Origin of the sequence: Prevotella veroralis DSM 19559 = JCM 6290, from assembly GCF_000377625.1 — a bacterium.
In the GTDB taxonomy this organism is placed as follows: Bacteria; Bacteroidota; Bacteroidia; order Bacteroidales; family Bacteroidaceae; genus Prevotella; species Prevotella veroralis.
Genome location: NZ_KB898326.1, coordinates 34,830 through 48,874, shown reverse-complemented (window position 1 = coordinate 48,874; position 14,045 = coordinate 34,830). Strand labels below are relative to the sequence as shown.

At 42.5% G+C, this 14,045-nt stretch carries 13 protein-coding genes; 12 read left to right on the top strand and 1 reads right to left on the bottom strand.

Annotated elements, in window-relative coordinates:
• Positions 1-124: 124 nt before the first annotated feature.
• Positions 125-2,428 carry a transglycosylase domain-containing protein gene (locus D464_RS0102675; protein WP_018910030.1) on the bottom strand — a complete coding sequence of 768 codons (2,304 nt, stop codon included), beginning with the start codon at positions 2,426-2,428 and terminating at the stop codon, positions 125-127.
• 164 nt (positions 2,429-2,592) lie between these two features.
• On the opposite strand from D464_RS0102675, the gene pyrB reads away from it, so the two are divergent.
• The 12 genes from pyrB to D464_RS0102615 all read left to right on the top strand — a co-directional run bounded on the left by pyrB (position 2,593) and on the right by D464_RS0102615 (position 13,765).
• A complete protein-coding gene (gene pyrB / locus D464_RS0102670; protein WP_018910029.1) occupies positions 2,593-3,537 on the top strand; it encodes an aspartate carbamoyltransferase in 945 nt (314 codons plus the stop codon).
• A 37-nt stretch (positions 3,538-3,574) separates the two neighbouring features.
• Positions 3,575-3,994: a hypothetical protein gene (locus tag D464_RS12450; protein ID WP_018910028.1), complete on the top strand. Its 420-nt coding sequence runs from the start codon at positions 3,575-3,577 to the stop codon at positions 3,992-3,994.
• A 13-nt stretch (positions 3,995-4,007) separates the two neighbouring features.
• On the top strand, positions 4,008-4,463 hold the full coding sequence (pyrI, locus tag D464_RS0102660; RefSeq protein WP_018910027.1) for an aspartate carbamoyltransferase regulatory subunit: 456 nt from the start codon (positions 4,008-4,010) through the stop codon (positions 4,461-4,463).
• 253 nt (positions 4,464-4,716) lie between these two features.
• Positions 4,717-6,075 (top strand): MATE family efflux transporter, encoded by a 1,359-nt coding sequence (locus tag D464_RS0102655; protein ID WP_018910026.1) that lies wholly within the window; start codon positions 4,717-4,719, stop codon positions 6,073-6,075.
• 30 nt (positions 6,076-6,105) lie between these two features.
• Complete coding sequence (locus D464_RS0102650) at positions 6,106-6,723, top strand: cytidylate kinase-like family protein (protein ID WP_018910025.1); 618 nt, start codon at positions 6,106-6,108, stop codon at positions 6,721-6,723.
• Positions 6,720-7,220 carry a metallophosphoesterase family protein gene (locus tag D464_RS0102645; protein ID WP_018910024.1) on the top strand — a complete coding sequence of 167 codons (501 nt, stop codon included), beginning with the start codon at positions 6,720-6,722 and terminating at the stop codon, positions 7,218-7,220. The genes D464_RS0102650 and D464_RS0102645 overlap by 4 nt, the downstream gene beginning before the upstream one ends.
• A gap of 25 nt (positions 7,221-7,245) precedes the next feature.
• The gene (gene rfbB, locus D464_RS0102640) at positions 7,246-8,400 is read left to right on the top strand and encodes a dTDP-glucose 4,6-dehydratase (protein ID WP_018910023.1); all 1,155 of its coding nucleotides are present in this window, start codon (positions 7,246-7,248) and stop codon (positions 8,398-8,400) included.
• An 85-nt stretch (positions 8,401-8,485) separates the two neighbouring features.
• Complete coding sequence (purT, locus tag D464_RS0102635) at positions 8,486-9,670, top strand: formate-dependent phosphoribosylglycinamide formyltransferase (RefSeq protein WP_018910022.1); 1,185 nt, start codon at positions 8,486-8,488, stop codon at positions 9,668-9,670.
• 25 nt (positions 9,671-9,695) lie between these two features.
• Entirely contained in the window at positions 9,696-10,115 is a 420-nt protein-coding gene (locus tag D464_RS0102630; protein WP_018910021.1) for a sugar 3,4-ketoisomerase, read from the top strand.
• A 46-nt stretch (positions 10,116-10,161) separates the two neighbouring features.
• The gene (locus tag D464_RS0102625; RefSeq protein ID WP_018910020.1) at positions 10,162-11,148 is read left to right on the top strand and encodes a GNAT family N-acetyltransferase; all 987 of its coding nucleotides are present in this window, start codon (positions 10,162-10,164) and stop codon (positions 11,146-11,148) included.
• A gap of 24 nt (positions 11,149-11,172) precedes the next feature.
• Complete coding sequence (locus tag D464_RS0102620; protein ID WP_018910019.1) at positions 11,173-12,270, top strand: DegT/DnrJ/EryC1/StrS family aminotransferase; 1,098 nt, start codon at positions 11,173-11,175, stop codon at positions 12,268-12,270.
• 19 nt (positions 12,271-12,289) lie between these two features.
• A complete protein-coding gene (locus D464_RS0102615; protein WP_024985717.1) occupies positions 12,290-13,765 on the top strand; it encodes a glycoside hydrolase family 125 protein in 1,476 nt (491 codons plus the stop codon).
• Positions 13,766-14,045 lie beyond the last annotated feature (280 nt).

The following is a 14,045-nucleotide window of genomic DNA, read 5'->3' as shown; positions in this document are numbered from 1 at the left end:
TAACGAGGCACTGCCTCATTACACACCAACCGACCATACCTTAGCTGACTCCCGTTAGGTACTCCTCCCCCTCTGGGAGGCTGGATGGGGTTATCGGGGAGGCAGGGAAAGATTCCAACAACCCTTAGAAATATTCCTCCTGTATGCCATTTACATTGATAGTATCAGTAGCTTGACATGGATTGAAGTGCGCCGGAATAGGGAATTTAGCGTCCTTGCTGTATCCAAGACGCTTATCGGCATAAACGCTCTGCATGAAGTATGCCCATACAGGAAGCGCCATTGAAGCCCCTTGCCCCATGCTGGTATTATCGAAGTGGATGTCTCTATCTTCGCCACCTACCCAACAACCGCTTACGAGGTTAGGCGTTACAGCCATAAACCAACCATCTGCGTTGTTATTAGTTGTACCTGTTTTGCCTCCCATGTCAACATTAATATTATACGCAAAACGTAACCGATTGGCTGTACCACCTTGTACAACGGCACGCAACATATCTATCATTTGATAAGAGCTAACCTCTGATATAACTTCAGTCATCAGTGGTTGGAATTTCGCAATGACGTTTCCATGGCTGTCTTCTATCTTTGTTACGAAGAGTGGTGCACAACGAATACCACCATTGGCAAAGGTTGTGTAGGCACTTGTCATCTCACCCACTGACACCTCACAAGGACCTAAGCAGAGTACGGGACTTGCTGTTCTCTCAATGTCTGGGTTGTTTAAACCGAAGTCATGGAGGATATTCACGAATTGAGTAGGGCCTAAGAGATTGATGAGATAAGCTGATATCCAGTTGTTAGACTGCTGCAATCCCCATTTCAAAGTAACCTCTTGACCATAGCGTGCATGCGATCCGTTGCGGGGAGTCCAGCCTCCATAAGTGCGCTGAACATTAGGCGCGAGCGAGCAAGGAGTCATACCATTTTGCATTGCAAGGGCGTAGAGGAAAGGCTTGATAGTCGAACCAACCTGTCGTCGACCACCCATTACGACATCGTATTTGAAGTGCTGATAATCAATCCCACCCACGTAGGCTTTCACGGCTCCGGTGTGTGGATCCATGCTCATAAAGGCTGAACGGAGGAACGACTTGTAGTATCTAATAGAGTCGATAGGCGTCATTACCGTGTCTACATCACCATGATAAGTGAAGATAGTCATCTCATGCGGTGTGCGGAAACTACGCTTTATTTCTTCTGGAGTAGCACCTTGCTCTTTCAATTTACGGTAACGCATGCTAAGGCGACAAGACCTATTAATGATCTCTTTGATGGTCTTTCGAGAGATATTAGATGAGAAAGGGGCATTCTTCTTGTACTTACTTGCAGCGTTAAACTGCGCTTGCAAGTAGCCACCCACATGTTTACGGATAGCTTCTTCAGCATAGGTTTGCATGCGGGTGTCAATCGTTGTGTAAATACGCAAACCATCGGTGTTTACATTATAAGGCTCACCATTACGCTTGAGGTTCTTGTTACACCATCCATAGAGAGGGTCTTGTTCCCATGCAATAGAGTCGAGAACGAATTGACGATTCTGCCATGTCTGATAGTTCTCACGCTCTGGTTTATTCGCCATCATATACTGTCTGAGGAATGCCTGGAAGTAGTCTGCGGCTCCATCAACCGGTTTCGCCTTTGTGAAATGAATGCCTAATGGACGTTGAGAAAGCTCTTCGTATTCATCTTTCGTTACATAACCAGACTTCACCATCTGCATGAGTACGACGTTACGACGCTGTCGGCAACGCTCTGGATAACGAAGAGGATTAAACATGGAAGGGTTCTTGCACAATCCAACTAACAATGCCGCCTCGGTGACGTTGAGGTTACGCGGTTCCTTATTAAAGTACACGTTGGCTGCTCGTTTTATACCCACAGCATTGTGCAAGAAGTCGAAGTAATTGAAATACATTGCTAGAATCTCCTCCTTAGTGAAGTGTCGTTCTAGCTTAACAGCGATGATCCACTCGATAGGCTTTTGTAGCAAGCGTTCCATGGTACTATGTGCTTTCTCTGAAAAAAGCTGTTTGGCTAACTGTTGAGTGATGGTTGATCCACCTCCAGCACTAGCCTGTCTCATCACGCCGCGTTTGACGATTGCACGCCCCAAAGCAATGAAGTCAATTCCAGAATGCTCATAGAAGCGTTCGTCTTCAGTGGCAACCAGTGCATGAACAAGATGTGGAGAAAGCCCGTTATAGTCGATCGCTATACGGTTATTATTATCTTGATTCCATGTGCCGATAAGCTTTTGATCGGAAGAATAAACCTGTGAAGCAAACTTATCAATAGGGTTTGATAGCTCTTCCATATTAGGCATATAGCCTACCCAACCATTCCATACAGCGATGAAGAAAAGGCTTGTGAATCCTAAAATAGCTATCAATGTTCCCCAGAGGAAATGTACAAAGTGTCTTCTCATATACCGTGAAAATATTGTGCAAAGATAATGTAAATCAATGGATAAGCAAAATAATTAAAACTTTTTTTAGCGTCTGTCTATATTTCTATTCATACCCTTTGACAGAAAAGAAAATAATGATTACCTTTACAAACAGAAATCAATCAAATCATCACAGGATAGAGATGGGAAGACAGAACTTTGTGAATATCGAAGGATTGGATCGTCAACAACTGCTTTACCTCATTGATATGGCGAAGGAGTTTGAGGCTCATCCTAATCGTGAATTACTAAAAGGTAAGGTAGTTGCAACCCTTTTTTATGAACCTTCTACACGTACCCGACTAAGTTTTGAGACGGCTGCTAATCGCCTTGGAGCACGTGTTATTGGCTTTACCGATGCGAAAGTTTCAAGCGTAAGTAAGGGAGAGACACTGAAAGATACCATCCTCATGGTTTCTAATTATGCGGATGCTATCGTCATGCGACACTATATTGAAGGGGCTGCGCAATATGCTTCAGAAGTAGCACCTGTACCTATCATTAATGCAGGAGATGGCGCACACCAACATCCCTCACAGTGTTTGCTGGACTTATACACCATCTATCAGACGCAGGGAACGCTTGAGAACCTCAATATCTACCTCGTTGGAGACTTGAAGTATGGGCGTACTGTACATTCGCTTATCATGGCTATGCGCCATTTTAACCCTACTTTCCACTTCATTGCACCAAAGGAACTGGCTATGCCGGACGAATATAAGCTCTATTGCAAAGAGCATGGTATCCGCTTTGAAGAGCATGAGGAGTTTACTCCGGATGTAATAGCTCATGCAGACATATTATATATGACACGCGTACAAAAGGAACGCTTCTCTGACTTGATGGAGTATGAACGGGTGAAGAATGTCTATATTCTCCATCGTGATATGCTCTCACAAGCACGTCCAAACATGAAGATTTTACATCCTCTCCCACGTGTGAATGAGATTGCATACGATGTTGATGATAGCGAACATGCTTATTACATTCAGCAAGCACGCAATGGTCTTTTCGCTCGAGAAGCCATCTTCTGCCATTGTCTGGGTATATCGTTAGAGGAGGTGAAAGCCGATAAGACGATATTATAATAGACCTATATCAAATGAAATCTAACATATAAAGCTTATGAAATGGGTAAATAGAATTACGTTGGCAGCATTGTTCTTAGTTATTTTCACGACTCTGGTTAGTTGTAGCAACGAAGAAATAGAAGGCAGTTGGGAACCTATGAAATGGGAAGCGAACTATTCTGGTGATCCAAAGAGTATTACTGCTCCTGCTGAAGGTGGCACCTATACTTTGACATGTAAGAACTATCAGCGACCATGGTTGTCACATGCTTCAACTGGTGAAAAAATTATTTATGCTGGTGTAAAGCCCCAGAACTTCCGTCAGATATCACATGATTGGTTTGACATCAAGGTAGTTGAAAATACATATCATATCCTTATCAAAGCAAATAAAACAGGGAAAGCTCGCAAACTCAGGATAGAAGTGACAGCTGGTGATGTCTTCGACCATATTGAAGTAACGCAAGCAAAATAATAAGGAATCTATTATGTCAAAGAAAGAACGCTTAGTTGCCGCTATTGAAAACGGTACTGTTATTGATCATATACCATCTGAGAAGACCTTTCAGGTGGTCAACCTCTTACAGCTCCAGAAGCTCTCTACGCCTGTTACTATCGGTTATAACTTCTCATCGAAGATGGTAGGCACAAAGGGAATCATCAAAGTTAGTGATAAATTCTTCACTGATGATGAGATCTCCCGTCTGTCGGTTGTAGCACCGAACGTGGTGTTGAACATCATTAATGACTATGAAGTGGTAGAGAAGAAGAAGGTAGTAACACCAGATGAGCTTCGGAGCATTGTAAGATGTAACAACCCTAAATGTATCACAAACAACGAACCAATGGACACCATCTTCCATGTTGTTGACAAAGAGAGAGGTATTCTCAAGTGTCATTATTGTGATAAGGAACAAGAGATGGATAAGGTGGAACTGGTTTAAGAGCTCATCTTTAATAGTGCAAAACATTATCAATAAGGATTATAAAACTGATATTTACTTGGGATAAAAGGCAAATATCAGTTTTTTTTTCGTACTTTTGCAACATAGTAAAGAGGATGTATTAGTAAGATTAGCATTGCTTGTTTAATCATTGGTAATTGCTTTTCCTATACATGGAAGTCGACTATTTCAGAAGTAAAAATTACCTATTTCTTTCAATAGAAATGGTTTAAAGGTATGTAATACCCCCCTGATGGATAATAAGAAAGCTACATTAGAGTTGGGCACAAAGCCTATTGGTAGATTGTTGGCACAGTATGCCTTGCCAGCAATAGTAGCTATGACGGCAGCCTCTTTGTATAACATCATTGACCGAGTCTTTATAGGTCAAGTGGTAGGTCCGATGGCTATTTCCGGACTTGCTATTACATTTCCTTTTATGAACTTAGGTGCCGCCTTTGGTGCTGGCGTTGGAATAGGATCATCCACAGCTATTAGTGTGAAGCTAGGTCAAAGAGACTATGCTGCAGCCGAGAACATCTTGGGGAACACGGTGACACTGAACCTAATTATAGGTATAGGGTTTAGTGTTATCTGCCTCATCTTCCTAGATCCTATCTTGCGATTCTTCGGTGCAAGCGATGCAACAATACCCTATGCTCGGAGCTTTATGCAAGTTATCTTGGCAGGAAATGTTATCTCTCACATGTACTTCGGGATGAATGCTGTGTTACGTGCAGCGTCTAAGCCACGTCAAGCAATGGCTGCAACCATCTTCACGGTGTTAATGAATATACTCCTAGACATCATCTTTATATGGTGGTGGCATTGGGGTATTAGGGGTGCAGCTTTTGCTACTGTTATCTCACAAGCATTGGCTCTTTGTTGGCAAATGAGGCTCTTTTCCAATCAGAAGGAACTATTACATCTGAAAAAGGGAATCTATAGATTGAAGCGTAACTTGGTAAACAATATTATCTCTATTGGCATCTCTCCGTTCTTAATGAATGTATGTGCTTGTGTCGTGGTCATATTCATCAACAACCAATTAGTTCGATATGGTGGTGACATTGCAGTGGGTGCCTATGGTATTGCCAATAGCATTGCCATGATCTTCGTGATGTTTGTTATCGGTTTAAATCAGGGTATGCAGCCTATTGCGGGCTACAACTATGGCTCACAGCAGACCGATCGACTCATGCGCGTAGTGAAGTATGCAGCCTTTGCAGCAACGGGAATTATGGTAACAGGATGGCTCATCGCTCACTTGGCACCATACTATTGTGCGCGTATGTTCACTAATGACCCGGAATTGATAAAACAGGCTATCAAAGCCATACAAATCAATATGATGATGTATCCTTTCATAGGTTATCAGATGGTAGTGACCAACTTCTTCCAGTGTATTGGCAAGGTGAAGGTTAGTATCTTCTTATCTCTTTCACGCCAGCTGTTGTTCCTCTTACCTCTACTTGCAGCCCTCCCCCACTTCTTCGGACTGGATGGCGTGTGGGCAGCATTGCCTTCGAGTGACTTTACAGCATCTTTCATTGCTGCCATTATCATGTTTATCTTTGTTCGTCGGATTAAACGACAGACAAAGACAGCATAATATTTTGCGTTATAAATAACAATCTAAAATATGAGAAAAAAGCTAATCATAAACATCGGTAGACAGATTGGAAGCGGTGGACGAATTATAGCCAAACTATTGGCAGAGGAGTTCGATTGCAAGTTTTATGACCGTGAGATTCTTAATCTGGCAGCCAAAGAGAGCGGCTTTTCAGAGAAGTTCTTTGAACAGAATGATGAACAGAAAGGTTTCTTGAAGACCCATTTTAACATCCGCCTCCCACTATTAGCTGATAGCGATTTCTATAAGAGTAACTTCTCGCAAGAGAGCCTTTATCAATTCCAAAGTGATGCTATACGTGATGTAGCTAAGCAGAATGATCGTTGTGTTTTTGTAGGTAGAACGGCAGATTACATACTTCGTGACAATCCAAACTGCGTGAATGTCTTTATCACCTCACCGATGCAAACTCGCATTGCTAACGTCTGTGCGCGTCGTGGATGTACGGAGGATGAAGCACGAAAACTCATTGAAAATGGTGAAAGTGAGCGTGCAAAGTATTACAACTATTACACCGCTAAGACATGGGGGCACGCAGAAAGCTATGATCTTTGTATAGATGCAAGCATTTTAGGATTGGAAGGTACGAAGGATCTAATAGCCGATTTTATAAGGAGAAGGGCGTGAAGAAGATTGGTATAATCTCTGATACTCATGGCTACTGGGACGATAAGTACGAGTATTACTTAGGTACTTGTGATGAGATATGGCATGCTGGTGACATTGGATCTATGGAGGTTGCAGATAAGTTCGAAGCAATGAAACCTATCTTCCGAGCCGTCTGTGGCAATATAGATGATTATGAGATGCGGGCGCGTTATCGCGATATTCTACGTTTCAAATGTGAGGATGTTGATGTCTTACTAAAGCATATTGGTGGTTATCCTGGTCGATATGATCGTTCGGTACAAAGCATGCTTTACGCTTCACCGCCTAATCTCTTCGTTGATGGACACTCACATATATTAAAGGTGCAATTCGATAAAACGCTTAACATGTTACATATCAATCCCGGTGCAGCAGGTATGCGCGGATGGCATAAAGAACGAACTTTAGTAAGACTTACTATCGATGGCAATAAATTCACGGATTGTGAAGTTATAACATTAAGTGATAAGAAATAAATAATAATAAATAATAGTTTTGAAGATGAAGACCTATCTTGTAACTGGTGCGGCAGGCTTTATTGGTGCAAATTACATTAAGTATCTGCTTCATAAGAAGTATGTTAATGAGGACATCAAGGTGATTATCCTTGATGCACTTACTTATGCTGGAAACCTCGGAACAATCAAAGATGACATCGATGAAAAGCGTTGTGTCTTTGTGAAAGGAGATATTCGCGACCGCGAATTGGTTGATCGTCTCTTCGCAGAGAATGATATTGATTACCTCGTAAACTTTGCTGCAGAGAGTCATGTAGACCGTTCCATTGAAGATCCCCAGTTGTTCCTTTCTGTGAATATCCTCGGTACACAGAACCTCATGGACGCAGCTCGTCGGGCATGGGTAACTGGTAAGGACGAACAGGGCTATCCTACATGGAAGGCTGGGAAACGCTATCATCAAGTATCAACTGATGAGGTTTATGGATCGCTCGGATCTGAAGGCTATTTCACAGAGAAAACTCCTCTTTGTCCTCACAGCCCCTATTCTGCCAGCAAGACAAGTGCTGACCATTTCGTAATGGCATATCGAGACACTTACCACATGCCTGTAAGTATCACGCGTTGTTCTAACAATTACGGTCCTTATCACTTCCCCGAGAAGCTCATCCCATTAATCATCAACAATATACTTGAGGGCAAGAAGCTCCCTGTCTATGGTGAGGGACTGAATGTAAGAGACTGGCTTTACGTTGAAGATCATTGCAAGGCAATAGATATGGTAGTACGTGAAGGACGTGAGGGAGAAGTCTATAACGTTGGTGGACACAATGAGATGAAGAATATCGACATTGTGAAACTTACTATCAAGACCATTCATGACATGATGGCCGAGGATAAGAACTTACGTACCATACTAAAGAAACAAGTGAAGGATGCCAATGGTGACATTGATATCAGTTGGATTAATAATGACTTGATAACGCATGTTCCAGATCGTCTCGGGCATGATGCACGTTATGCCATAGACCCAACAAAGATCAAGGAAGAGCTTGGCTGGTATCCAGAAACTAAGTTCGCTGATGGTATTGTGAAGACTATTCGTTGGAACTTAGAGCATCAGAACTGGATACAAGAGGTCACTTCTGGTGATTATCAGAAGTATTATGACATGATGTACACTAAGAAGGGAAGATAAAAGAGTGCAGTTCTTGCACTCCCCTTTACACCTTATTATATATAAGGACATCCTATTTTATAATTAACAATCCCCCAAACTACACATGAAAAAGATCCTGCTATTAGGTTCCGGAGAGCTGGGTAAGGAGTTTGCTATTGCTGCTAAGCGTGCTGGACAGTATGTTGTGGCTTGTGATAGTTACGATAACGCCCCTGCAATGCAAGTAGCCGATGAATCGGAAGTAATCGACATGCTTGATGGCACAGCACTTGATGCTGTTGTCGACTTCCATAGTCCCGATATCATCGTTCCAGAGATAGAAGCAATCCGAACAGAGCGTTTGTTCAACTATGAACAGCAAGGTATACAGATTGCCCCATCTGCTCGTGCAGTCAACTTCACGATGAATAGGCGTGCTATTCGTGATCTCGCAGCTCGTGAACTAGGCTTGCGAACAGCCAGATACTTCTATGCCAAGACTTATGAAGAGTTCAAGACAGCTGCCGATGAGATAGGTTTTCCATGTGTAGTAAAGCCTTTGATGAGTTCAAGTGGGCATGGTCAGAGCTATGTCCACAATGATGCAGAACTCGAAGAAGCTTTCAAGAACGCAATGGAAGGGGCTCGTGGCGACGTAAAAGAGGTAATCATCGAGGAGTTCATAGACTTTGATAGCGAGTTCACATTGCTTACTGTCACCCAAAAGAACGGTCCCACCCTCTTCTGTCCGCCTATCGGTCATATACAGAAAGGAGGCGATTATCGTGAAAGTTGGCAACCTTACGCTATCTCCGAAGACGCTTTACGACAGGCAGAACACATTGCTAAAAAGGTAACAAATGCTCTTACAGGTTATGGTATATGGGGAGTTGAGTTCTTCCTAACCAAACAAGGAGAGGTAATCTTCTCCGAGTTATCCCCAAGACCACATGATACTGGTATGGTAACATTGGCTCATACCACCAATTTCAACGAGTTCGAGCTTCACTTCCGGGCTGTGATGGGACTACCAATACCCGCTATTCACCTTGAACATGCAGGTTGTTCTGCTGTTATCTTATCTCCAATTGAATCTGGTAAACCGCTAACATACAATCTTTTAGATGCTTGTAAGGAAGATAGAACACGCTTGCGTATCTTCGGAAAGCCTATTGCTCATGTTGGAAGACGTATGGGAGTAGCTCTCTGTTATGGTGAGGTTGGAACCGATATGGACGAATTGCGTGATAAAACGAAGCGTGTGGCAGCAACCATTTTGGGCACTGATCCTTATATGAAAAAGCATTAATAAGGAGATTATGACATATTGAGTAATGAATGACAACGAGTTTTCATTAGGAAAGATAATATCATTGCAGAAGGTTGTTGACCCTCGTGGAAACCTGACTGTAGCCCAAGGTATGAAAGATATCCCCTTTCGGATGGCTCGTGCTTATTGGACTTATGATGTTCCATCGGGCACTTCTCGAGGTGGACATGCACATAAACACTGTCGCGAATTCATTATTGCGGTAAGTGGAGCATTCACTGTTACACTTGATAATGGGCACAGAAAGGAGTCTTTCCTACTGAATCATCCTTATCAAGGACTGCTTGTTGATACTGATATATGGCGCACACTCGATGATTTCTCATCGGGGGCTGTGTGCCTTGTGTTGGCTGAAGACCCTTTTGATGAGGCCGATTATATCCGTAACTATGATGAGTTTATAAACTATTTAAGCCATAAGTAGTTTAGAAATAATGCTTTTATTCCAAGAATGGCATACCTAATACAGCATGTTTGAAGTAAGGCAATATACTAGAGAGCAGGTACTTGAATGGAATAACTTCGTGCAGAGATCGAAGCAAGGAACATTCCTTTTCAATCGTGCTTACATGGATTACCATGCCGATAGATTCCTTGATTGCTCTTTAATGGTCTATCGGAAGGGACGACTCTATGCCCTTTTGCCTGCCAATAAGGTTGATACAACGCTTTACTCACACCAAGGACTAACCTACGGGGGGCTTCTTACAAACACTAAAGCATGTGCAGAGGATATTTGTGAGGTATTCCTTGCCATCAACGAATATCTTAACAAACAAGGATTTAAGCATGTAGTGTACAAGTCTATACCATGGATTTACCACAAATATCCTGCTGAAGAAGACTTATACGCACTTCTTAATGTATGCAAAGCACGTTTAACAATTCGTGATATATCCACAACTATTCCTCTTCTCCAGCATCTCAAGTTCATGGAAAGTCGTAAGAGTGGGATTAGAAAAGCCACTCACTCAGAACTTACCATTGCTGAAAGCGGGGACATGGAAGCCTTTTGGGGGATATTAAACGATAATCTTTCAAATAAATATAATACTCATCCTGTTCATTCTCTAGCTGAACTTAAATTGCTAAAGAGCCGTTTCCCTAAGTCTATCCGCCTTTTCATGGCATTTAATAAGGTTGGTATTCCACTTGGAGGAACCCTCATCTTCGAGACACCGCAAGTCATTCACACACAATATATATCTGCTTCTCCAGAGGGAAAGAGCCTAGGATCACTTGATCTTTTGTTCGATTATCTTATTAATAAGGTATATGCTGACCGACAAGGATACTTTGACTTTGGTAAAAGCACCGAAGAGAATGGGCAGAAACTCAATGCTCCTCTCATTTTCCAAAAGGAAGGCTTTGGTGGACGGGGTGTTTGTTACGATAGCTATGAGTGGGATGTTATACCCATGGACAAGCTGAATAATCCAGTAAGCAAGGGTAAGTAAAGATATAATTAACTGGTAAGAAAAATGATTAACTACCTTTCTCTCAAGGATATAACAGCCCTTCATGGTGATGAAATTACTAACGCTGTGGAACGTGTTGTGCGTTCTGGTTGGTACTTACAAGGGCAGGAAACAAAGCAATTTGAAGTCGATTACGCTAAATTCATTGGTTCGGAACATTGCGTAACATGCGGGAATGGACTTGATGCGCTATCCCTCATCCTTCGAGCCTACATGGAGTTAGGACGGTTGAAGGCTGGAGATGAAATCATCGTACCCGCTAACACTTACATTGCAACTATCCTTGCCATTACAGAAAACAATTTGACTCCCATCTTAGTAGAGCCTAATATTAATACACTGGAGCTTGACGACCAACTCATCGAAGCTGCCGTAACATCGAAGACACGGGCTATCATGCTCGTACACCTCTATGGGCGATGTGCTTACACACCGCTGATTGGCGAGTTATGTGCGCTTCATAATCTCCTTCTCATCGAAGACAATGCACAGGCGCATGGCTGTTTTTATGGCAAGAAACGCACTGGCTCGTTGGGAAATGCAGCTGCTCATAGTTTCTACCCAGGTAAGAATCTCGGCGCATTAGGTGATGCTGGGGCTGTGACAACAGATGATGTTACATTGGCAGAGACTATCCGCTGCATTGCCAACTATGGCTCGGCACGTAAATATGAGTTCTCTTTTAAGGGCGTAAATAGCCGTATGGACGAGATTCAAGCAGCTGTTTTAGATGTAAAACTCCGTTATCTTGATCAAGAAAATGCACAACGAAAAAAGATAGCTAAGGCTTATCAACAAGGTATTAAGAACCCACTAATCACAATGACTACCGATGGTGACCGTGATAATGTGTATCATATATTCCCTGTTTTATGTCCCTCTCGTGAAAGATTAAAGTCTTACTTGAATGATAAAGGAATATCAACAATGATCCACTACCCTATCCCACCACATCAACAAAAGGCTTATGCCGAATGGAATAAGCTCTCTTATCTCATTACAGAAAGCATACATCAACAAGAACTCTCCCTCCCTTGTAACCCAACAATGACTGATGATCAATGCCAGGAGGTCATTGCTTGCATAAATGAATATCAATAGAAACCTAATTTAAACATGTATGAATAAGAAAATCTTTATCGCCTCAGTATGCCTCACACTCATGGCATTTCATACACAATCTGCCGATGCCTTGGATACTGAAAAGGCTACAATCAATCATCTTATATGCCCGACTGATGCTGTGACGCTTGTTTCTAAGCGTCCTAAAGAGGCTAACCGACTCTTTAAATCGGATGCTGTTGAGAGAGAGATAAGGCTTATTGTGAGTAAACTAACTAATAAACGACTGGCATGGATGTTTGAGAATTGCTTCCCAAACACGCTTGATACCACCATACACTACACTGAAGAAGCTGACGGAACACCTGATACTTTCGTCTACACAGGCGACATTGCCGCCATGTGGTTGCGTGATTCGGGGGCTCAAGTATGGCCTTATGTGCAACTGGCAGGCAAAGATAAGAAGCTACGAAGGATGTTGGCAGGTGTTATCAACCGCCAGATAAAGTGCATAAACATCGATCCTTACGCCAATGCCTTCAATCAGGTACCTGATTCGAAAGGCCCTTGGATGAGTGACGAAACGGCTATGAAGCCCGAACTACACGAACGGAAGTATGAAATAGACTCTCTTTGCTACCCTATCCGACTTGCTTTTGAATACTGGAAAGCCACTGGTGACACCAGTGTCTTTGGTTCCGAGTGGCTCAAAGCAGTAGAGAATATCCTCAAGACATTCCGTGAACAACAGAAGAAAGAAGGCCGCGGCAGCTATAAGTTCTTGCGTGTTACGGATCGAGCATTGGACACTATGAACAATGCGGGATGGGGTGCTCCAGTGAAGCCAGTGGGTTTGATCGCCTCAGCCTTCCGTCCGTCGGACGATGCAACAACCTTTCTCTTCCTCATTCCATCGAACTTTATGGCGGTGTCATCGCTTCGTAAGGCTGCTGAAATCCTATTGAAGGTGAATAAAGTGGCTGGTCTTGCAAAGGAGTGTACGGCTTTGGCTGATGAAGTTAGCGAGGCATTGAAGAAGTATGCGGTGTATGATCACCCCAAGTATGGCAAGATTTACGCTTATGAAGTGGATGGTTTCGGCAATCATCTACTAATGGATGACGCCAATGTACCTAGTTTGCTTGCCATGGCTTACCTAGGAGATGTAAGCCAAGACGACCCTATCTATCAGAATACTCGCCGTTTCGTGTGGAGTGAAGACAATCCTTATTTCTTCCGAGGGAAGGTCGGTGAGGGTATTGGAGGGCCTCACATCGGTTATGAAATGGTGTGGCCTATGTCCATTATGATGCGTGCTTTCACTTCAAAAGACGATAATGAGATACGAAAGTGCATTGAGATGCTGATGAACACAGATGCTGGTACAGGCTTCATGCACGAGAGTTTTAACAAAGATGATGCTTATAAGTACACGAGGGATTGGTTTGCTTGGCAGAACACACTATTTGGTGAGCTCATCATCAAACTAGTGAATGAAGGCAAGATAGGCTTGTTGAATAGTATTAAGGGATAATCCATTAAATAGTAATCTATTTGCTTTCTTTAACTAAAAAAGTTTGGAGTGATAATGAATTAAGCATATCTTTGCAACGTGTTTTTCATGGTATTAGATTATTAAGGTTAGAAGATTAGTTGTCGTGAGACAGGTAATCTTTAGTCCCAGACCATTCGTCTGGGACTTTTTTATTCGGCAAGCCATAATACTGCCCTATCTTGTTTCATGGTTTAGTAGATATTTTATAGCTTTCTTTCATTCTGCTTAAAGATTATGTTACTACACAATGGTCATTTTA